The sequence below is a fragment of the Selenomonadales bacterium genome (assembly GCA_018335585.1).
Classification (GTDB): domain Bacteria; phylum Bacillota; class UBA994; order UBA994; family UBA994; genus UBA994.
The window spans coordinates 1-20177 of record JAGXRZ010000022.1 but is presented as its reverse complement, the minus strand read 5'-3'; the positions used below and the strand labels follow the sequence as shown (position 1 = coordinate 20177).

Annotated in this window: 23 protein-coding genes; 4 read left to right on the top strand and 19 right to left on the bottom strand. The window is 55.0% G+C overall.

Annotated elements, in window-relative coordinates; genetic code table 11:
- Positions 1-4: 4 nt before the first annotated feature.
- The 4 genes from KGZ66_04335 to KGZ66_04320 form a co-directional block, all read right to left on the bottom strand.
- The gene (locus KGZ66_04335) at positions 5-1039 is read right to left on the bottom strand and encodes an ABC transporter permease (protein ID MBS3984821.1); all 1035 of its coding nucleotides are present in this window, start codon (positions 1037-1039) and stop codon (positions 5-7) included.
- Positions 1039-1896, bottom strand: coding sequence for an ABC transporter ATP-binding protein (locus KGZ66_04330; GenBank protein MBS3984820.1), 858 nt, complete (start codon positions 1894-1896; stop codon positions 1039-1041). The genes KGZ66_04335 and KGZ66_04330 overlap by 1 nt, the downstream gene beginning before the upstream one ends.
- A gap of 66 nt (positions 1897-1962) precedes the next feature.
- Positions 1963-2298: a transcriptional regulator gene (locus KGZ66_04325; protein MBS3984819.1), complete on the bottom strand. Its 336-nt coding sequence runs from the start codon at positions 2296-2298 to the stop codon at positions 1963-1965.
- Positions 2295-2951, bottom strand: coding sequence for a hypothetical protein (locus KGZ66_04320; GenBank protein MBS3984818.1), 657 nt, complete (start codon positions 2949-2951; stop codon positions 2295-2297). The genes KGZ66_04325 and KGZ66_04320 overlap by 4 nt, the downstream gene beginning before the upstream one ends.
- A gap of 142 nt (positions 2952-3093) precedes the next feature.
- Here KGZ66_04320 and KGZ66_04315 point away from each other — a divergent pair, with 142 nt between their 5' ends.
- Positions 3094-3612 carry a C_GCAxxG_C_C family protein gene (locus KGZ66_04315; GenBank protein MBS3984817.1) on the top strand — a complete coding sequence of 173 codons (519 nt, stop codon included), beginning with the start codon at positions 3094-3096 and terminating at the stop codon, positions 3610-3612.
- Between the two features lie 12 nt (positions 3613-3624).
- Positions 3625-4563, top strand: coding sequence for a TDT family transporter (locus tag KGZ66_04310; GenBank protein ID MBS3984816.1), 939 nt, complete (start codon positions 3625-3627; stop codon positions 4561-4563).
- Positions 4564-4616: 53 nt separating this feature from the next.
- Here KGZ66_04310 and KGZ66_04305 read toward each other — a convergent pair whose 3' ends face one another.
- From KGZ66_04305 to KGZ66_04235, 15 genes are all read right to left on the bottom strand, one after another.
- Positions 4617-5474, bottom strand: a complete 858-nt coding sequence (locus KGZ66_04305; protein ID MBS3984815.1) for an ABC transporter permease — start codon at positions 5472-5474, stop codon at positions 4617-4619.
- A complete protein-coding gene (locus KGZ66_04300; protein ID MBS3984814.1) occupies positions 5471-6385 on the bottom strand; it encodes an ABC transporter ATP-binding protein in 915 nt (304 codons plus the stop codon). The genes KGZ66_04305 and KGZ66_04300 overlap by 4 nt, the downstream gene beginning before the upstream one ends.
- A 64-nt stretch (positions 6386-6449) precedes the next feature.
- Complete coding sequence (locus tag KGZ66_04295; protein ID MBS3984813.1) at positions 6450-7145, bottom strand: HAD-IA family hydrolase; 696 nt, start codon at positions 7143-7145, stop codon at positions 6450-6452.
- A 32-nt stretch (positions 7146-7177) separates the two neighbouring features.
- Positions 7178-9190 (bottom strand): hypothetical protein, encoded by a 2013-nt coding sequence (locus KGZ66_04290; protein ID MBS3984812.1) that lies wholly within the window; start codon positions 9188-9190, stop codon positions 7178-7180.
- An 85-nt stretch (positions 9191-9275) separates the two neighbouring features.
- Positions 9276-9740, bottom strand: coding sequence for a hypothetical protein (locus tag KGZ66_04285; GenBank protein MBS3984811.1), 465 nt, complete (start codon positions 9738-9740; stop codon positions 9276-9278).
- A gap of 455 nt (positions 9741-10195) precedes the next feature.
- Positions 10196-11278: a hypothetical protein gene (locus KGZ66_04280; protein MBS3984810.1), complete on the bottom strand. Its 1083-nt coding sequence runs from the start codon at positions 11276-11278 to the stop codon at positions 10196-10198.
- A 56-nt stretch (positions 11279-11334) separates the two neighbouring features.
- Positions 11335-11718, bottom strand: a complete 384-nt coding sequence (locus tag KGZ66_04275; GenBank protein MBS3984809.1) for a transposase — start codon at positions 11716-11718, stop codon at positions 11335-11337.
- A gap of 27 nt (positions 11719-11745) precedes the next feature.
- Positions 11746-13932 (bottom strand): S9 family peptidase, encoded by a 2187-nt coding sequence (locus tag KGZ66_04270; GenBank protein MBS3984808.1) that lies wholly within the window; start codon positions 13930-13932, stop codon positions 11746-11748.
- A gap of 11 nt (positions 13933-13943) precedes the next feature.
- On the bottom strand, positions 13944-15167 hold the full coding sequence (locus KGZ66_04265) for a DUF418 domain-containing protein (protein MBS3984807.1): 1224 nt from the start codon (positions 15165-15167) through the stop codon (positions 13944-13946).
- Positions 15168-15250: 83 nt separating this feature from the next.
- Complete coding sequence (locus KGZ66_04260; GenBank protein ID MBS3984806.1) at positions 15251-15958, bottom strand: hypothetical protein; 708 nt, start codon at positions 15956-15958, stop codon at positions 15251-15253.
- Between the two features lie 23 nt (positions 15959-15981).
- The gene (locus KGZ66_04255; protein MBS3984805.1) at positions 15982-16710 is read right to left on the bottom strand and encodes a hypothetical protein; all 729 of its coding nucleotides are present in this window, start codon (positions 16708-16710) and stop codon (positions 15982-15984) included.
- Positions 16711-16738: 28 nt separating this feature from the next.
- A complete protein-coding gene (locus KGZ66_04250) occupies positions 16739-17434 on the bottom strand; it encodes a hypothetical protein (GenBank protein MBS3984804.1) in 696 nt (231 codons plus the stop codon).
- A complete protein-coding gene (locus KGZ66_04245) occupies positions 17418-18128 on the bottom strand; it encodes an ABC transporter ATP-binding protein (GenBank protein MBS3984803.1) in 711 nt (236 codons plus the stop codon). Before KGZ66_04245 ends, KGZ66_04250 begins: the two co-directional genes overlap by 17 nt.
- A 27-nt stretch (positions 18129-18155) precedes the next feature.
- Positions 18156-18521 carry a GntR family transcriptional regulator gene (locus tag KGZ66_04240; protein ID MBS3984802.1) on the bottom strand — a complete coding sequence of 122 codons (366 nt, stop codon included), beginning with the start codon at positions 18519-18521 and terminating at the stop codon, positions 18156-18158.
- A 130-nt stretch (positions 18522-18651) separates the two neighbouring features.
- A complete protein-coding gene (locus KGZ66_04235) occupies positions 18652-19113 on the bottom strand; it encodes an SH3 domain-containing protein (GenBank protein ID MBS3984801.1) in 462 nt (153 codons plus the stop codon).
- A 192-nt stretch (positions 19114-19305) separates the two neighbouring features.
- Here KGZ66_04235 and KGZ66_04230 point away from each other — a divergent pair, with 192 nt between their 5' ends.
- Both KGZ66_04230 and KGZ66_04225 read left to right on the top strand, forming a co-directional pair.
- Positions 19306-19653, top strand: a complete 348-nt coding sequence (locus tag KGZ66_04230) for a DUF3147 family protein (protein MBS3984800.1) — start codon at positions 19306-19308, stop codon at positions 19651-19653.
- Positions 19654-19655: 2 nt separating this feature from the next.
- Positions 19656-19982 (top strand): hypothetical protein, encoded by a 327-nt coding sequence (locus KGZ66_04225; GenBank protein ID MBS3984799.1) that lies wholly within the window; start codon positions 19656-19658, stop codon positions 19980-19982.
- Positions 19983-20177 lie beyond the last annotated feature (195 nt).

Below are 20177 nucleotides of genomic sequence, written 5' to 3'. Positions count from 1 at the left end.
CTCCTTACGCCGCTATGGTTCGTTGATAGCGGCGATTTGCTGCGTAGAAGGCAACGGCCCCAAGCAATAAGAGCATGAGCATGGTCATAAGCACCAACCGCATGTCTCCCCCTACCAGCAACGTCTCGCGAAAGGCAAACAGCATGGAGTACGTAGGCAGTATGCGCACCCACCAGGGTGAGAATGCGGGCATCAGATAGGAGTAGGCTGCGAACATTAGCACAACCATGGACGTGTATAGAACCTCCATTGCTTGCACCATGGAGTCAAAGTAGCTGGCAATGAGGAGCCCGAGCGCCGAGCCAAACAAGTTGCTGGCTACAACTAGTCCGACCAGCCAAAGGAGGTTAGGCGTGCCGCCAAGGAACGTAACTACCACTAACGCACTAGCTAACCCAAGGCACAGCATCACCATCATCTTGCTGGCTAGGTACTGCCAAGGGGCCAGCGGCGAAACGGACAGCGCCTTGATTACGCCTTCTTCTTTGTCGAGAAAGACATAAGCTGCGATAATAAACAGCCCCATCAGCGCTACGTTCATCGTCAAGTAGATGGGGACAATGCCTCGCTTGTCACTTAGGCGCGGCGCGCCTATTTGCAGCGTAGTAGTCGTAAGCGCGTCGCGAACGTTCGGTAGACGTGCCAGAAACGCCCCCTCAAGTGAGGCCTGCTGCAGTTGTCGGATGCGCTCGCTTTCGTGACCTTGCAGCACTAGCTCGAACTTTAGCTTTTCGCCGACGGAAGATACAACTAAGCCTCCGCTCATTCGGTTACGCTGCATCGCCTGCTCTAGCTCAGTGCGGGAAGGAGCTGGCACCACGTTAGCGCCCTCTGCGGCAAGTTGTTGTGCCACGGCGGAGCGGGCAGGCTCAGATAACTCAAGAAGCACGTGCAGCGTCTGTGTGCGCTCGAAGTTCTCGGGCACCAAAAAGAGCATTACCGCTACAAAGACAACCGCAATAAGAACCTCCATGTAAAAGTAGATTCCCTTAAGGGACAGCCTAGCGTCTTGCAGGAACAAGGCCAGTGTCTTTTGCATTAGCTTAGACCTCGGCCCGTTACGGTGATAAAGATTTCCTCGAGCGTGGCCTCTTTTGTGTGCATGGTCTCAATGTTGCCGCTTGCTAAGCGGGCGTTTAATCGCGCCTGTTCCTCTGGGTCGCCGAGCGAAAAGTGCTCGCGCTTAAGCGTCTCGTCGTCGTCGCGGTACTCGACCTCGACTACGCGCTCGCCATACTTAAGCTTAAGGTTGCGCGGCGAGTCAATGAGCTTAATCTCTCCGTCCACAATAAACGCTAAGCGATGACAAAGCTCATCCGCGACCTGCATATTGTGCGTGGTGAGGAAGACGGTAACGCCCCTGTTGTTTTGGTCTTTAATGATGCCTTTAATCTCGTGCGCTATCGCCGGGTCAAGGCCGGTTGTCGGTTCGTCAAGGAACCAAACGTCAGGGCTGTTAATTAAGCTGCGGGCGAAAGTTAGGCGGTGCTTCATCCCTTTGGAGAACTCGCCGGTGCGCTTGTCGGCTACGTTGTCGAGCCCAACTAGGCGCAAGAGCTCCATGGGGTCGCGCGTAGGCACGTCGAAGAGGCGCGCATAGAACCGCAAATTCTCGAGCGCCGTCAGCTTAGCATAAACATTAGACTGCTCAAACGACACGCCTAAGCGGTTGTAGAGAGCACGCTTTGGGTAGCGCATATCGAAGCCTGCGACTTGTACCTGACCTGTCTGGAGCGGCAACAGGCCGGTCAACACCCCTTGAGTAGTTGACTTACCCGCGCCGGAAGGGCCTAAAAAACCGAGAATCTCCCCTTTGTCGATAGCAAATGTAGCGTCTTTGACCGCAAACGGCCCGCCGCGCTTGTAGCTGTGGCTCAAGCCTTGCACATTAATCATGGTTTTCCCTCCTTTGTTGAAGCAAATGGTGAAGCAAAAGGGACGGAGCTTTTTGCTTCATGTAGACTATGAATCTGGCCTGAGTGGCGAACTGAGTTTTTGGATGATGATTTCCATTTTCCGGACATATTCGCGCAGTCCAGTATGCCCCCTTTCAGTCAGGCTTACTGAGGTGACTGGCTTGCGCCCCACGATGCGCTTGTCAATTTCGACATAACCCGCCTGCTCAAGCGTGCGCAGCTGCACCGACAAATTACCGGCGGTGAGGTTGAGCTCATCACGGAGCTCGGTAAAAGGCACACTCGATACGCGGCTGCTAGCCAGATACGTAAGTACAGCAAGCCTTGCTTTCTCGTGGATTACGCTGTCTAAGGCAAACTCGGTTGTATCGCGCTCCGTCATACCTTATCGCCGATCCTATCCCCCATGTACAGAGCCATAAAACCAAGCCCAAAGGTAACGGCCACGCCAAGGGCAACATGCGCGCTTTCCGCAAGAAAAAGCAGCACTACCCCGGCACAAATCATCCAAGCAGCGCTGTATAACATGCTCCTGAGATAAAAAATGTTGTGAAAGGCGAGGAAGACTAGGCCAAACAGGATGGACATGACTGGCGCAATGTAAACACCGAGCCCGCGACTGACGAGGAAAAGAAACACGCCTCCGAGCGCGACAGCACTCGGAATGAGGATGGGGAGGGTCTGCGGGGTGTAGACCTCATTGATTAGCCGGAGCACCGTGATATCGCGATAGCTCTTCTTGGCTTGCGCCATGACTAGCATAATTTTGCCTATCCCAACTGCCAAGACAAAGAGCCCAACCAGACCATACAGGAGCCCGCGCACTAACGCTGGCGCGGTAACTAGCCCGCCATATCGAATGTCGATGGCGTACATCGCAAGCGACAGCACCACTATGCCTAGTCCGCTCCATAGCCCTACTAAGCCCATAGCGCGCGACAAGCGGAGAAAGCGAAAGATGCCGCTGCTTTTCTCGATGGCCGTACGGATAACGCCGAGGTCGTCTATCAGTTTGTCGTACTCCGAATGTGCCACAAGATCACTCCTTTAGTTTATGTCATAAACTTATTTATACAATAGCACTCGCGACCCGCGGTGTCAACACGATTCGCGACTCCCTCCCGCTCGAGCGTTAATATGTATTTTTCTTATTGTATCTATTTGATTTTGTTATATAATGGACTGGGTCAAATTCTTGGAGGAGGAATGTGTAATGGAAAAAACTCAAGTGGTCGTTACGGCAAGAGAAAAGGCAGAAGGGTATTTTCGGCGGGGCGAGTTCTTCTGTTCCGAAGCAGTGGTGCACGCTATCAACGAACTTTTGGGTTGGCCACTGCCAAAGGAAGTGACCAAGTTAGCATCTGCGTTCCCGATTGGGATAGGCAAGTCTAAGTGCTTATGCGGTGCCATCAGCGGCGGAGCGATGGCACTAGGCATGGCCTATGGCCGCAACCACGGCGAGCCTATGCACGAGCGCATGTTTCCGGTTGCGGCTGGGTTGCATGACCACGTTAAAGCGCTCTACGGCAGCACTTGCTGTAGAGTGATTATCAAAGACTATGACTTTGCGAGCGCTGAGCGCAAAGCGCATTGTGTCAAGATTACGGGTGAGGTTACCGCTTGGGTCGCCGAGCAGTTGTTAGACGACCCTGAAGTCGCGCTGCGCGTGCAAGCTACGCCACATCCACAGGCGTAGGAGGGGACTGCCATGCTGAAAAAACTGCCCTACCCTGTCGCCGGACTCATGCTCGGGCTAGCGTCGCTTGGCAACCTATTGCTGTCGTATGGCACAAGCTATAGGTATGCACTCGGAGTTTTGGCCGCAGTGATTCTAGTAGCCCTAGTCGCAAAAGCAGTCATATATCCAGAGGAGCTGCGGACGGCACTTAGGACGCCGCCTGTTGCCGCAGTGTTACCCACCTTCAGTATGGGGCTATCCCTGCTGACTGCCTATATCCGTCCTTACGCGCCTAGCCTTGCGCTGGCCATCTGGTGGTCGGCACTTCTTATGCACGTGTGTTTGCTTGTCTCCTTCACGCTCCGCCACGCCTTGCCCTTTGCTGCTAAGGCCGTATTGCCAAGCTGGTTCATACCCTATGTCGGGCTAGGTATATTTAGCATTACCGCCACAGGCTTTGGCTTGCGGCCACTAGGGCAGTCCCTGTTTTGGTTTGCGCTGGCCGCCTACTTTACCTTACTGCCTGCGGTAGTTTATCGGTTGCTGGTGGTTAAGCAAATACCTGCCGCCCTCTTGCCGACTACCGCAATCTTAGTCGCGCCTAGTAGCCTTACCTTGGTTGGCTACTTAGCAAGTTTCCCGGAACGAAACATCGGCATTGTTTACTTGCTTCTCGCTTGCACGACTCTTAGCATGGTCGGAGTGCTCTGTGCAATGCCGCGCCTCCTTAGACTCCACTTTGCGCCGAGTTTTTCGGCCTTTACTTTTCCTTTTGTCATCGCCGCTATCGCTTTTAAGACTGCGAATGCATTTCTGCATCAGTCAGGGCGTGGCATCCCCCTGCTGGCCGCCTCGATTATGGTCCTGGAAATGTGGGTGGTAGCGATGGTGTGCTATGTCATCTTCCGCTACGGAGTGTTTCTCTTTTCCGGCGCGCAGCCCGTTCAACCTCCTGTGCCCACGCGCTAGGAAAGCTAAGGGACGAAGCAAAAAGCTCCGTCCCTTTTGCTTCGCCTTTTGCTTCAGGACTTGCGGGTTAGGTTCCAGACTGCTAACGCAAAGAAGACGGCTGTTGAGCCAAGGAGAACTAGGACGTGCGTCGTGGTGTCGGCCGTTACGCCGCCATACTCGAATACTACCCCAAAGCCACGCCTAAAGTCTGATAGGACCTGTGCCGGAGCTCCGGCGAAAACTTGCGCCATGGCATCCTCCATCATCACTTGACGGAATAGTGCCGCGCCGTGGGAGGGAGGAAAGAGCTTGACTGCGTATTGCACCCCTGCAGGCAATACGCCAATAGGCACATATATTCCCGTCAAAAACCCAATCAGCGCACCTAGGACGGAGGCTGCGGCACCATAGGCGTTAGTAGAGCTAAAGAATGAAACCATAAAGATCATCATCGCCGTGCTGGAAGCGACATTTAGCATCATAATGCCTAAGACTCTCATCGCGTTCGCGAGGCTAAGAAACTGCCCGCCGTAAGCTACTATATAAAGCTGCCCGAGTACAAAGGTAAGCAGTGAAAGCACTAGACCCACAACCAGTGCGCCAAGCATATAGCCGCCAACTAGGGTGGAGCGCTTGAGGGGAGAGGCGCGGAAGTCGCGCAGCAGCTTCTTGCTGCGATCCTCTACCATGGTTCCTAACGCCCCCATGCTAGCCGTAACCGCGACCATGGCGAGCAGCCCGGCCATTATCCAGCTGTCGGCGACAAATCGTGCCCCCGCTGCTTCTCCGACGTTGCGCTGCATCATGTCGCCCAGGAACAGCACATACATGCCAATCGTGATAAAGACAGAGAGCAACGAAAAGAACACCGATAAACGGTCGCGGAAGAACACCTTGAGGTTGCGATCCGTAAAGCTTAGCATGCTCATGCTCTCAACTCCCCTCCCGTAATGGCAATAAAGGCGTCATCGAGACTGCCGCTTACGACTTCAAAGCCAGTTAAGTGAGCTTCGCAGAGTGTGAGCAGGGGCAAGGCATCGAGTGTGCGCCGAAGTTTGATTTCAACGCGCTTCCCAACAACCTCGTAATCTACCTGGGCGTTACTGAGAAGAGCTTCTAAGGGCGCCAGCTCTTTGAACGACAGCTTCAGGAAGTCGCTGCTGTACTGCTCCCTTAGTTCTGCCGGACGACCTTTGGCGCGAATCTTGCCGTGGTTGATGACAGCGACGTAATCGGCATTAGCAGCCTCTTCCATGTAGTGTGTCGTCATAAAAACTGTCATGCCCTGCTCCTGCTGGAGATTGCGGATAGTCTGCCAAACGTGCTTGCGCGTCTGCGGGTCAAGCCCTGCGGTCGGCTCATCGAGAAACAAAACGCGGGGAGTATGTACTAGCGCCCGCGCAATATCCGCGCGTCGCTTTTGGCCACCTGAGAGCTTGCCATAAGGCCGCGTCAGGAAGTCCTCGACCTCGGCGGCTTGTGCGGCCTGCTGTACTTGTTCTCGTAGCTTCGCCCCTGAAAACCCGTAAAAGCTAGCGCGCAATGCAAGATTCTCGCGCACCGTCAGTAGCTCGTCGAGCATGCCGTGCTGAAACACCACCCCGATATGCGCGCGAATGTGGTCGTCATCTTTGCCTAATGTGTAGCCGTTGACGGTTACTGCCCCGCCGTCCGGCGCGAGCAAAGTACAAATGATGTCAATGGTCGTTGACTTCCCTGCGCCGTTTGGGCCAAGGAAGGCAAAAAAGGCGCCTTCCTCGACGTAGAAGTCTATGCCGCGCACAGCATGCACTTGGCCATAGCTCTTTGTTAGGCCCGCGACTTCGATAATCTTACTCACAACTTCACTCCTTCTCAAACGCCCGTCCCTACGTTGTGTTACGTACGGAACGGGCGTTAGTTAGCTAGATCATCTCCAGTAGCGAGCGAATATCGGGCACAACCGGGGAAAAGTCTAGCTCCTCGATCCCTAGGCTTCCATATGGATTCAGCAGAACTGCCGCAATTCCTGCCGCCTGTGCAGCTATAACATCGTCATAGTAGTTGTCGCCTACATATAGGACTTCGTCTGGACCGCAGTGAAGTTGCTTAAGCAGTTCATGAAAGATCCTAGCATCGGGCTTTTCGCAGCCGACTTCACTTGAAATCACAGTAACCTCAAAGTAGGAATCAAGTTCAAGGCTCCGCAAAACCGCTCTTGCACTTAAGTCCCAATTAGAGAGCAAGGCAATACGATAGCCTCGCTCCCCAATTTTGAGCAAAGTATCGGTTGTCCAAGGAAATGGACGCCAAATATGATCTCTTCCCGCACTCATACCAAACATGTACTCTGTTTGTTCAATCAAGTCCAAACGGTGCCCTAGCTCGAAGTTTACTCTGCCAAGAAGCCAAGGGAGGAACTGTCGCCAGTCCATAGATATAGCTTTTGGATAGCGGCGCATGAATTCTTTGATCACAACGTGATAAGCCCTGGCAATCGCCTCTTGCTCCACGCTCACCCCGTGGCGGAGCAAGTAGTGTTGGTGAACGCTAGCTCGGTCATTTGTGACTAGGGTATAGCCCAAGTCAAACGCAATGACACGTTTGTCGCGAAACTGCATGGTAAGTCACCCTCTTTCTAACAGAGATGCTGCTATCTAGCCGCGCCCACAATGTACCGAGCCTCGCCCAATACTGGGCCTATACCAATCGGGCCTCCGGCAATGGGAACTTCGACAATACCTTGCACGTGCCGCCAGACGCCGCGCACCGTGATGCGTTGGAACAGCCAGATGTAGGGGAGCTCATGGTTCAATATCTGGTCAACGCGGTGATAGATGGCGCGCCGCTCCGCCATGTCAACGGTCAGCCGTCCTGCTTCAAGTAACCTGTCGACCTCGGCATGCCTAAACAGCTGGTAGTTCACACCCATGACACGCCTATCGGGGCCCCGCACCGCCTGCGAGGAGTGGAAGAACCGAAAGGGGTCGGGGTCTAAGCCGGGGACGCGGCCGATAATCAGCACATCGTACTCCGTACGCTCAAATCGTCCCAGCATGACTGCCCACTCCAGAGCAGCATCCGAAGCATCAACGCCCACCTCTCGCCACTGCCGCACCGCCATGGCGGCAATGTCTTGGCGGATGACGTTGCCGGTGTTCCATAAGATGTTGAGGCGCATAGTCTCCCCGGTAGGAGACCCGTCGCGGCGACGCAGACCGTCGCGGGCTCCGCTGGGGACTCTCCACCCGGCTTCGTCCAAGAGCTGACGGGCGCGATTAGGATTATAGGCGTAGTCGTTGAGGTTCGGCGCACCGGAAGCCCAAGATGTAGGTAACTGGTGCGAGTTCACTACGGTCCCTAGCCCATTCAACACATTCCTGACAACAGCTGGCCTGTCAAGCGCATACTTTAACGCTTGCCGCACGCGCCGGTCATGCAGTATTGCGTGTTCGTGATTAAGCGCCATAAAATCGTAGCCGTGCGAGGGGATTTCGCGAAAGTCTGCGCGGTCATTCATCTCGCGTCGCACCCGGTCCACGGCGTCAGGCACAATGGTCATCCAATCGATATCTCCAACTTCGAAGGCCGCCTGCATAACGTTCATATCGACGTAACGCCGAAAAACGATGCGCTCAATATAGGGGCGCGGTGCCATCCAAAAGTTTGGGTTGCGCTGCAATACCGCAAACTGACCGGGCACAATCCGCTCCAAAAGATATGGCCCCGCGCCAATGGGCTGACGGCCAAAGGCATGCGCGCGATGTTCGCGCACCGGAACCGTGCCAAGGATATGGTGTGGAATAATCCCAATCCACAGGTTAGAAAGAAAAGCGGCGTCTACTTGGCGCAGCCTAAACCGCACAATGTGGTCGCCTTCCGTAGTCACTTCGGCCACGTGCAGGACGTTGATGCGGCGCGGACCGTCGTAGTCCGGGTGGAGAATAGTGTCGACAGTAAACTTAACGTCGCGTGCGGTCAACGGACGCCCGTCGCTAAACCGCACATCCGGTCGCAGCCAAAACGTCCAAGTGAGACTAGCTTGATCCCACGACCAGCGGTCGGCAATGCTGTTGCGCGGCAGCAAATCTGCTCCGGCACGAATTAAGCCAAAGCTAATCCAGCCGTGAATATCTGCTGATGCGGTGTCGGTGCTTATGATAGGGTTGAGTATGACCGGTTCGCTTAACGCCCCAAAAGTAATGGTGCCGCCGATGGGTTTTGGTGTGTAGGGAGTATGTTGTACGGTTACGGTACGCGTGGCGTCAACCCAGTTCACTTCTGCGCCTAAGGCTTCGGCGACAAAACGCAGCGGCACTAGCGTGCGGCCGCCGACCGCGATGGGGGCTACGTCGAGTTGGCGTGAGGGCCCGTTGACCCAAGCCGTGCGAGAGCCAAGCTGCAGGATAATCGCATCCTCGCGGCGGTAGGCACGGATAGTGCTTGTCGCTTCGTCCCAGTGCACAGCTGCGCCTAGGGCTTCAAAGATTGCGCGCATCGGCACCAACGTACGACCGTTCTGAATCGTGGGAGCGACGTCCGTCGCGAGGAATGCGCCGTTAACGGTCACGCGTATAGGGGGGCTCGCTGCACCGACAGGTAAGCTAATCTGGGCTATGGCAACCACAATCAATAGGGCCATAGTAATTAGAGTTCTCTTGCGCAAATCTCTTCACTCCTTATCGCTATTCCAGCAGGCAACGCTGTTAGCGTATCAGAGCAATGTAAAATATACCTCAGCTACTGTAAAACTAGCGTAAACGCTCTGCAAAAGAATGCGAAGCGCCTTTCCAGGCACTGCCGATATAACTGACCACCAACATAAGGGCAAAGCTGACCGTGTAGAGTAGCCATCCGTCTATGCGACCAGGAAAACCTAGGGCGGCGATTCTCGCTGCCAAGGCAATCACCGGGAGATAGTACATCTGCATCATGACCCCGAATATATGCGACCCGAATTCGCCTTGCGAGTACGCTTGGTGCAGCAACAACAGCAGCACAATAAACGCAGGAACATTGACAGTTACTGCATTTCGCAGCGCCGAATCCTCCGGAGCACGGACCATGTGGCTTAAGAGCGCCCACAGAGCAAGCAGAGCTACACTGGTTAGCGCCGAGTGCGCCCGCAGCAGGCCGGATTGCAGAGCATAGCCGAGCGTAAACCCCGCCAATACTGGCGCAAACCATAGGAACAGCAGTTGCAGTTTGCGATTCACACTGATTACCTCCTCTCCAGGCGTAAGTTGCTCTATCCCGATGGGCTCCATGGTCGTACTGATTGACGTCCGACAGGAATTAGCGGTGTCACAGCAGTTACGCATCAAAGAAGTAGCGCCGCATGGCGAGAAGAAGATTCGAACACAAAGGGCCCATTGGCAAAGTACCCGGTAGCACGGCGTCAATGCCGCAATGAGGGCACAGCGCTGTTTGACCAGGTTGATCATCATCTGCGCTTGGCGAGTCTATCCATTCTGTCACCTCTGCCGGCAGAAACCAACGTAGGCAATAGAAGCATCCACACCGCTCGCTGCGCAAAACTGCATCGCGGTGATAAATGCAGAGTTTGTGCACCTGCTGAAGCTCTTCAATCCGAACCACGCAGAACCACTCCTTTTGTAGCCTAGTGTGGGCTGTTGCTATGAAGCAAAAGGCTCCGTCCCTTTTGCTTCTTCTACGGCGACAGCGAAAATAGCCAGAGCAGGGCATTGACGAAACCCAGCCACTTCCACCAGAGATACGCCCTAGGCGACCAGTAACGCATTGCCAGCCAGCCGACTAGCACGAGCAAGAGCACTGGGTAGACCAGCCCAAGCGGCAAAACGAGCCACTGTGGCAAGGCGGCGAGCGGGAAGAACAGCAAGTAGCGGAGGGGCAGGGTGGGGACTTCGAGAAAGACAGACCACACCAGCGGCACGAGCGAGCTGTCGGTAAGGAACAACAAGCCCGCATCACGAAAGTTTATCTCACGTATCCAGCTGCTGAGCCTACTCGGTGGCTGGATACTGAGATCTGCTTGGCGCACCTTCGCTACTTGAACTGCCAGGGACTCCATCACCGCTGGCGAATCTTCCGGCGTCAATTGCCCGGGAAATGTTCCGCGTGGAAGTTCGTCCCATGCTCTCTGTGATAGCACCACCGATAGTGCTTCACGCGCAAACTCGTCGCCGCTACGCAAGTCAACACGGCGGCTGGTGGTGGCAGTAAAGATAAACCACACTGGTCCTCGGCTGTAGACGTGACGAAGTGTGCTGTGAAGCGTTGCATATGCCAACACCAACTTCTGCTGGCTGGGATCCCATCGTTCCTCGATAAAGCGGTAGCTTTCGCTCGTCGACGTAGCAACTCGCGTAAGCACGGAATGTCCTGACAGCGGGCCTTCATTGTTCCATACTAATCGCTCGTATATCTGGGTAAAGCCATGCAAAGCGAGCTTTTTCTCGGCAGTTGCACCCCAAACAGCAGACAGCCCCATAGTTGCCCGATACTCGTTGGTAGTAGCCATTTCCCATTCGCGGGCGAGGGTTACATGTCCAGTGGACAACCGCCAAGGCGGCCAGTACCACGCATGGTGGTGTAGCCGTGCGAGCCCGGGTTGACCGAGGCCCAGGACAGATAACGCAAACGGAACCGCGTGATGGCGATGGTGCACGAACGTTACGTAGGCGCGCGCATGCGAGAGCAACCCAATCGGCAAGTAAACGGCAAGGTAAACAAGGAGAACGACCGCCAATTTGCGACCATTCTGCACTTGCACCTCTCTCACCCTCCCTCATCAACTTGCAGTGCTGCCTTTCCATGCACGTGGCAGTTCTACACATCCATAACGGACATGGCCGCCTTCAATGCGTGCCGTAAGGCATCTGGATACTTGCGGCGAAACTCCGCAATGGTTCTGAAATCTGGACTCTGACCCCGGAGCAGCCACATAACCTCAAGGTTACGCTTTGTTTCGGCCTCGAGTCTGCGCGAGGAAGTAATGCGATTGACGAAACCATACACATAGAGCTTTACAAGGTCGCGCGCAGGATAGGGTGGCCTGCCTGCTCCTTTTGGTTCGGCAAAGCCGAGTGCAGCCATATCTAGCGCGTCTACTGTTGCGTCGATGATCCGCACAAAGTTATCTTTGGCGACGTATTCCTCAAGCGACGTCGGCACAAACAGCTGATTGCGGTCTACCACACCCCGTGTACCCATATGCCCCTCCCTGTGTCCCAAAGGAACTTACTCGTCGTGCAGCGCAAGTCCGCCGTACTGCAAAAACCATTGCGACAGGCGCCGAATGCGGTCGATGGCGCGCTTAGGCGCCGTAATAGCATGGCGTTCGCCCTGGTAAATGACGAGGCGCGTCGGCACACCGCGCTTCTTAAGCGATACGTAAAGCTGTTCGGCCTGGCTGAGCGGGCAACGCCAGTCAAGTTCACCCGCGGTAATAAGTAGCGGAGTTTTGATGCTTGAGAGTCCGCAAGCGGGAGAAATCTTTCTGTACTGCGCCTCGTTTTGCCACGGCACACCTAGGTCGTCTTGCCACCAGAGATGGCAGTCGTCGGTGCCAAACGCCGCGATGTAGTCCCACATGCCGTGCTCGCTGGCGGCCGCGCGGAAGCGGTCGGTATGCCCGACTGCCCAGTTAGTCATTATGCCGCCCTGCGAAAATCCGGTGCAGAAAAGGCGGTTCGCGTCGGCATAGCCCATGTCGATAGCCGTTTGCACGCCGTGCATAACGTCCGCATGTTCGCGTGGCCCCCAATCGCCGCGGATAACTTCGCAAAATGCTTCGCCGTAAGATGTGGAGCCGCGGTAGTTAACCAAAAGGACAATGTACCCCTGCCCGGCAAAATACTGGGTGTCAAAGCGAAAGTCTGGGCTGTCGTAAGCCATAGGCCCGCCGTGAATCTTGACTAGCAACGGCGCGGATCCCAGTGAGGGGTCAAAGTCAGGCGGCAAGGCGAGGAGAGCCTCGATTTGCGCGTTGTCGCTGCTGGTATAAGTAATCCGCTCATAGCGGGCGGTGGCGCGCTCGCTAAGCCAAGAGTTGTGTTGGGTGAGCGAAATGGCAATAGTCTCAGGCGCATCTAAGGTCAGTGCGGGTAAGGGCAAAGCCGCAAGCTCCCACATGCCAGAGGGGCTGCTGTGGGCGAAGACCAGTGTCCCACCTGCGCAACTTATATGGCTAGCTAAGGTCGCATAACGCTCTAACTTAGGCAACACTAAGCTCGGTGCGGCGTTAAGCCCTGCCCACACCAGGCGTGTTTGCCCTCTGTCGCCGACCGCAACGAGTAGCTCGCGGTCGCTGACCCAGACGGGAGCCCCGACCACGGTGCGGTCTAGCTCGCGCGTCAGCACTTGGTGAGGCGTGCGCTTTTCTGGCACGGGATAGACACGCGCGTGCGCGGCAACGTCGCCGGTAACGTCGTCTGGTACAATGCCGCCAATCGCGCTCCACCCCTGTCCGACGCAGGTCGCTAGCTCGGACACATGCTCGGCTGTGTCTATAGCCACAGTCACGAGGTGCCGCAGCACGTAGGCGTTTTCCGATACCAAAGAGGTTACAAAGGCCACATGGCGGCCATCCGGTGAAAAACGCGGCGAATCGGCGTTGAAATCTCCATGTGTCAGACGGCGCACATCGGCTCCGCTAGGGCTAACTAGCCAGAGGTCGTTGCGGCGGTTGTTGTCGGCATCCCCTGTGCGGTTAGAGACAAAGGCAACCCATTGCCCGTCGGGCGACCAGCGCGGCTCGGTTTCGTTGCAGGGGCCGTCGGTTAGGCGTCTTACTTGCCGTGATGTCATATCAACAACAAAGAGATGCGACTTGACGTCGTCGAGATACCCTTCTAAGTCGTGCTTATGCTGCACGCGGTCGATAACTAGCGGCCCCTTCTCGCCTTCCCTTTCCTTGCCGCGAATGCTCTTAAGATACGCCTGCTGCTCCGCGTTTGGGTCGCGTGCGGAAAACACAATGGCTTGACTGTCGGGCGACCAGTCAAACTCCCCGACGCCTTCTTCACGCCACGACAGCTGGCGAGGCTCGCCGCCTAGCCGCGTGTCAAACACCCAAATCTGCGGGCGCGGTTTGTCGTCGCCCGCCTTCTTTTGGCCTGCATCCTTCGCTTCGCCCTCCGCTAACGCTTGGGCGACTTCAAGTTCATGTGCGCGCGTAGAGATAAACGCTAGGTATCGGCCGCAAGGCGACCACGCCGGCGCGCTGTCCTTGGTTTGGCCCCGCGTAAGGCGATGGGGTGGGCTGCTGCCGTCTGTACTCGCTAGCCACAGGTTTTGGTAGCGGTCGTTTTCTTGCCGGCGAAACCCCTGCAGCACGTAAGCAACCAGCTGTCCGTTTGGCGATACCTGCTGTTGGCTCGGAGTCAGCAGCGAATAGTAGTCGTCGAGTTTTAGCTTCGTTTTCATACTTTTCCTCCTCAAATAGAGCTGCTAGTGGACGTACCATAGGTTAGACGCCGCCACACCCACTCGGCTGGGCCTTGATTGTAGCGCTCAAGCCAAAAGCGGCTCAACGCGATTTGCGCTACGTATATGGCAAGCGCTATGGCCGGCATGTAGGCGATGCTCATCCCCATGAGTCCAAGCCCATGCCCGTAGAATAACCAAGCGAGGACGACACACTGCACGAGGTAATTGGTGAGCGCCATGCGGCCAAGCGTGGCCAAACCTGAGAATACGCCCGACAACGCTCCACTGTGCCAGATGCCGATAATGCATGTCACGTAGAAAAGTGAAATCAGCGGCGTGCTTACTTCCCTGAGCAACATAGACGCCGCCGAAGAAGCTACCGGCGTTAGGTAGCCCTCTAAGATGCCGAGCTGTAAGCCGACATGCGCCAGGGTAAGTAGCCCCCCGCCTACCAAGCCTATGGTTCTCGCCCGCGCAATCAGCGGCAAATGGTCAGCCACGCGCTGGAAGATGCCGAGTTTTCCTACATAGAGCCCGACAAGGAATAAGCCGAGGATGCGGGGAATCATGGCAATTGCGTTTACCAGGACGCCTAGAAACTCGTAGCGCCAGCGGTGTACTACTAATTCCCAATAAGTCCCCTCTTGGTAGACAGCTCGAGCTTGTTCAAGGAAAGGAGCCATTGCCTCCAATGCGGCGCCACCTTCTGCCCACTGCGGAGCCGCCATGAAAACAGATAAGGGAAGCAGGGCAAAGGAGATGAGCAGTAGCCCCGTAGCCCAGGCGCGAATCTGGCCGAAACTAGCGGTGCGAAACAGCATAAGCAGGAAGCCAATTAACGCATAAGTGAAGAGCACATCGCCCCACCAGATGAAAATCATATGCAACAGGCCAATTGCCAGGAGTATTGACACTCTACGCACAAACAGGCGCCGATTTGTCCCCGCCTGTGCCTCATTGCGGTTTAAAAACAAGTAAAACCCAAGGCCGAAGAGAAAAGCAAAGATGGTGTAGAACTTGCCCTGGAAAAATATCTGTACAATCCACGCTGTAGTCCTCTCCCATGCAGTCGCTAGGCGGGCGGGTTGAGATAAGAGGTCTAAGCCGGCACCAAACTCCATCAACAGACTGTTAATCATCACCATGTTTACGAGCAAAACGCCAAACAACGCATACCCTCGGATGATGTCTAGGACCTCTATCCTTTCCGTGACTCCGGTTGGTCTCTGCACGCGCAGCACCCCTCTCATCAAGACTAAGAACTCACTAGCCGGTAATACGAGTAAATCTTTCTAAAGTTGCATAAACGGCACGTCTAGATTTCTATTCGGTTGGCAACGTGCTCTAGGAGATGCGCGTTGAGCCAAGTTAGGGCGCTAGCCAACACAAGCAGGAGCAGAGCCTGCACTAGTGGCGCCGCCATTACGGCTACGAGCTCCGGAAGAACGTAAGCTCCCGACACAAGCAGAACAAACAAGGCAAAGGAAACAGCAAACACGACCCCATCAACAATAAGGCCTAGTGCTTTGCCAAAACGAATTCTCGCTTTTGCTGCTGTCCTGACCACAAGCGCGTTCAAGGCCAAGGCTACACCTAAAAAATATAGCAAGGCGAACAGGAGCATGCGCTGCCAGTCGTACAGCGGGAGCAGATGCTCGTAACCCGTCACGAGTGTAAGCGCGGTATCGGTGACTAGGTAGAGGACAAGCACAGGAAGCGCGGCCACTTGTTTCGCCACAAGGACACGCCACGCCGCCACCGGAGCGTGCAGCATCAAGGTGTTTGCGCCAGCCTCAATGCCGGGCAAGTTAAAGCTAAAGTAGGAAACGTGCAGCGCAACCGCATTTCCCGCGAGCGCACCGACTAGCAGTAAGCGACATCCCTCCACTACCCGCTCGCTAGCCGCACCAAAAACCAGGTGACCAGTGAATGACACGACCACCGCGACAGCAAAGATCCCAGACATCATCTTCATAGCCACGCCGCGATATTCCTGCAGTTCCCACAAAACAAGCTTAAGCATACTAGACGACCTCCCCACAGCTTTCATGCCATATCTGTCTTGCCGCTGAGCAGGAAGGCAAGGACTCCTAATTGCAGAAGGAGCAGGGTGGCTGTCGAGGCAATATCCAGGATAGCCTGTGCTTGCGGTATGTGGAGAACCGAGTCACCGGCAACGCCTGCGAAGCCCTCAGTTAAGTTCACGAAAGAGGACAAGACGAGCTCCGCTAGCGCCAAAACGCCTGGCCCGGCGTGAAAAAACAGCAGATAGGCGATGATTAGTACTCCAACGAGCGCGGCAAGCTTTGGCCGACCCTCTTTGCCAACGGCGAATACCACAAGTAGGCTCATGAGTGCGAGGCCGACGGCTGTAGTATACAGGCTAAAAGAGAGGATGTTTAGGGCGACTAGGGCATTGAAGCCGTCAGGCATGAACGTTGCGGCAAATCCGGCAAATGCTGTGAACCCAGTGACAAACAGCGCGACGCACGCCAAAGCCATGCCGTAGTGGCACATGAAATAGCAGATTGACTTCCGCGGCACCTGTTGGTAGAGGGGGCTTAAGTACTCCGCGCCTTTAACGATAACGACATCCGGGAGAATGTATAGCGCAGACACCCAAGAGCCTATCCACCATAGAGAGGCCAAGGTTACAGCATGTGGCCAATTCTCTGGCACAACTAAGTGCGAGCCTATGCCAAGCGCGGCATACCCAAGTAACAGCCAAAGCTTGCTTTCGACTGCGCGTAGGGTGAACTTCATGATTGGAAGCATGGAAAACTCCTCCTTTCACTGGGCAGTGCTAGTACTCAAGCTGTGGAGTGTAGCGCTCGAGCAAGTAGCCGTTAGCGTAGGTTAAGGCTAGGCCTGCTACGACAAAAACTAGAGCCTCCACCTGTGCCGACACGCCGCTGGCCTCCAAGACGCCGATGACCAGCCCTGCGATGGATGCATACCCCAAGAGCAGGGCCAAGTCGAAGAATAGGTTGATAATGGGCCAACGGACAGGTAAGCGCACGAGCTGGCGCTGCAGCGTTCGCAGCACTAGGCCGTTCATCAGGAGAGCCGCAATTAGGATGAAAAGCGCTGCCCTTACTAACGACCTCTCTGGGGCGAGCTCCTGCAACTGAGGCAAATCCGTACCCATAAAATGGAATAAAACAAAGTTGGTCGTCACGTAACTAAGTAACAGGGGCACAACTGCAATGATCTTCGCGAACAGCGCGGAGCGCTGCGGTAGCGGGACATGCAGGGGCAGCGTATGCGCATCCCGCTTTGCTTGGTGCATAGATATATACGGCAGGTAGTGTAACACCAACGCTCCGCCAAGGGCACCCCATTGCACCATACGAAACACGGCAACGACTAGCTGAGCGGAGAGGTTAAATAGTGTGTAGCTTAGCCATGCCAGAACGGCCGTGACGATAAGCAGGCCGAGCATGACTTGCGTGGCAGTGTCGCGATAATGGCGGAACTGCCACTTAACGAGCTTTTTCATGGCGAAAGACCTCTAAGTAGTACTCCCCTATCGACTTTCCGCTCATCTGCCTGATTTCATCCGCAGCAATCTCGCGGATTATCTCTCCCCGCCGTAAAAGCTTAACTTCGTCGAGCAGCTTGTCGACGTAGTCAATGTGGTGCGTAGCGAGAATAATGGTGCTCTCGCGGTCGAACGTGTCGAGGATGATGTCAATAGTCTTTTCACGCGTGACCGGGTCGACGCCATCAAAGGCCTCGTCAAGCAAGAAGAGCCTGGCGCGGCGCGAAAGCACCACCGCAAGCTTAAGGCGCGCCATCATCCCCTTAGAAAGGGTAGAGGCTACGGTGCGGTTGTCTAGTTCGAGTTCGCGCAAGAGGTGCCCGGCCTTACTGCGGTCAAAATCGGGGAAAAAGTCGCTAAAAAAGTCGACGACATCGCCCACACGCATCCAGTCTAGGAAGTAGTCGCCGTCGGGCAGGTAGGCTACTTTAGCCTTGGTAGCGAGCCCGGGCTTAAGGCCGTCAATGAGTACCTGCCCCTGGAAAATCATAGTAAGAGCCGCGCAAATCTTTAGGAATGTCGTCTTACCGCTCGCGTTAGGACCAAGCAACCCGTAAATCTTGCCGCGCTGAAAGCGGCAGGTGATACCGTTAAGAGCCGTTACTTCGCCGTACCGCTTGACAAGGTTAGACGCCACCAGAATATCACTCATAATACTCACTCCTTTGTCTGTTTACGCCTAAAGAGATGGGCCGGCGAGAAACTGCCTTAGATGTCCCTGCATTTCTGAGGCGCTAAGCCCAAGCCGCGACATTTCGCTCACAAAGCGAGCTGTGGTAGCATCCGCAAGTTCGCGCCTTAAGTCCCCCGCTAATGTCGTGCTGGTGCTTACAAAAGTCCCAAGCCCTTTCTGTTTCGTAATCACCCGCTCCTGTTCAAGCAAATCGTACACCCTGGCCACCGTGTTGGGGTTAACGCGCATTAAAGCCGCCTGCTCCTTAATGGTGGGGAGCTGCATGCCCGGTGTTAAGTGACCTAGGGCTATTTCTGTCTTAATCTCTTGCATAATCTGCAGGTAGATTGGCTCACGGTCGTTGTAGCGCATGAGGGACTCACCTCCTTCTCGTAGCACTTTGCAGGCATAGTAATAGTATACTAGTCAACTAGTATACTATAGCAAGAATCCCCCTATGTCAAGCGGCAGCGCTGAATTGCATTGCCCAGCTCACGCCATCTTACTTAGTATTGAGCCATTTTTCGAGCTCTGCTCTGCCTTCCTTATCTAGACATCTCTCCACTAGGCCACAGCCGCGGCACACTCGGACTTTCACTGGAATCCCATCCAAGAAACCGAGGGCTAAGTAGGAGGCACCTCTGCCAAACTCATTGGCGAAAGGAACAATAGCCCAGTTCTCGCTGCTGCAGGCGTGACACTTCGGGGGGGCATCCTGTGGCGGGGAACCAAACGCGGGTGTAGCGCTAGGGGTCTCTCCCCCCACAAAGCTCCTGTGAACCCAACCTGCAACCCGGCCACGTTGAGGATGCCAAACCGATACCTGCAGAAACGCATCTGCCTGCCCTAGCACCTCTAGCTCGCTGCCCTGAGGCAGCTCGGCCACTACCTCAGCCTGTGCATTGGGTGCTACGCGCAGCCGCGTTGTCGGTGCTTTGGTAAACAATGTGCTTTTTGAGCTCACTTGCATCCCCCGTCTCAATGAATTTCCTTCTGGTAACTGCTACGCACAACCGTCTGCTATGTTTCGCGCCATCACCAATATTCTAGGTGAAACTTTGTTGCGGGTTCGTTAGCCACGCGATATGATTAACTCGGTTCGCTGAGTACCCCTCGCGAAGCAGAGCGAGTAACCATCGTGAAGGAGGATATCCTCGTGCAGCTCTTAATACGCGCAGCCATCTCCGGGTCTATGATTGCCGTGGTATCCCTGTTGAGCAGGCGAATGCCCCTGCTTGGCGCAATCATTGTTTCCCTGCCCATTAACTCCATTCTCGCCATGGTCTGGCTCTACGAAGACACCAAGGATACTAACCTAGTAATCAGTCTGTCGCAGTCAATTTTCTGGATCATTTTGCCGTCATCGATCTTCTTCCTCGCGATGACCTTCTTTTTGCGTAGGCAACAGGGGTTCTACCCTTCCTTGGCCTTAGCATCTGTGGTGATGATTGGGGCCTACTGGCTCTACGTCAGACTTATGGCCTTGTTTGGGGTTAGAGTGTAGCGATGGATAACCTGAAATTCGTCGCCCTGGACTTTGAGACTGCGAATGCCCACCGCAGCAGTATCTGCGCAGTCGGCATTGCCACCGTCACGGACGGCAAGATTGTCGAGCGGCGCTCTTGGCTAGTGCGGCCGCGCAATATGCTCTTTGATAGGATTAACATAGCCATCCATGGCATCACTCCGGAGGCCGTCAAAGACAAGCCGCTGTTTGGCGACCTCTGGCCGACGATTCGGGGCTATTTCGCGGACAACTGCGTGATCGCGCATAACGCCAGCTTTGATATGAGCGTATTGCGACCTAATTGCGATGTCCAGAAAGGACGGTAGATAGGGCGTTTTGAGGCTGTGGTAGATTTATTTTACCCCAGCACAACCTAGCGTTAGCGAGGGTTTTTGGGGCAAGGACGTTTAGCTACAGTAAAATTGACCCCAAGGCAAAAATCAGAAGAAAAGGGAAATAATATTCGAAATATGAAGGGAAACCCCCTACCTCTGGCGAATACTTTCTTGTCAAACAAAAAG

Coding starts and splice junctions, on each gene's coding strand:
- KGZ66_04335 (MBS3984821.1), bottom strand. CDS start 1,039: ATGCAAAAGACACTGGCCTTGTTCCTGCAAGACGCTAGGCTGTCCCTT.
- KGZ66_04325 (MBS3984819.1), bottom strand. CDS start 2,298: ATGACGGAGCGCGATACAACCGAGTTTGCCTTAGACAGCGTAATCCAC.
- KGZ66_04275 (MBS3984809.1), bottom strand. CDS start 11,718: ATGGGTACACGGGGTGTGGTAGACCGCAATCAGCTGTTTGTGCCGACG.
- KGZ66_04225 (MBS3984799.1), top strand. CDS start 19,656: ATGGATAACCTGAAATTCGTCGCCCTGGACTTTGAGACTGCGAATGCC.
- KGZ66_04255 (MBS3984805.1), bottom strand. CDS start 16,710: ATGCTTCCAATCATGAAGTTCACCCTACGCGCAGTCGAAAGCAAGCTT.
- KGZ66_04250 (MBS3984804.1), bottom strand. CDS start 17,434: ATGAAAAAGCTCGTTAAGTGGCAGTTCCGCCATTATCGCGACACTGCC.
- KGZ66_04330 (MBS3984820.1), bottom strand. CDS start 1,896: ATGATTAATGTGCAAGGCTTGAGCCACAGCTACAAGCGCGGCGGGCCG.
- KGZ66_04240 (MBS3984802.1), bottom strand. CDS start 18,521: ATGCGCTACAACGACCGTGAGCCAATCTACCTGCAGATTATGCAAGAG.
- KGZ66_04295 (MBS3984813.1), bottom strand. CDS start 7,145: ATGCAGTTTCGCGACAAACGTGTCATTGCGTTTGACTTGGGCTATACC.
- KGZ66_04310 (MBS3984816.1), top strand. CDS start 3,625: ATGCTGAAAAAACTGCCCTACCCTGTCGCCGGACTCATGCTCGGGCTA.
- KGZ66_04260 (MBS3984806.1), bottom strand. CDS start 15,958: ATGCTTAAGCTTGTTTTGTGGGAACTGCAGGAATATCGCGGCGTGGCT.
- KGZ66_04305 (MBS3984815.1), bottom strand. CDS start 5,474: ATGAGCATGCTAAGCTTTACGGATCGCAACCTCAAGGTGTTCTTCCGC.
- KGZ66_04245 (MBS3984803.1), bottom strand. CDS start 18,128: ATGAGTGATATTCTGGTGGCGTCTAACCTTGTCAAGCGGTACGGCGAA.
- KGZ66_04270 (MBS3984808.1), bottom strand. CDS start 13,932: ATGAAAACGAAGCTAAAACTCGACGACTACTATTCGCTGCTGACTCCG.
- KGZ66_04315 (MBS3984817.1), top strand. CDS start 3,094: ATGGACTGGGTCAAATTCTTGGAGGAGGAATGTGTAATGGAAAAAACT.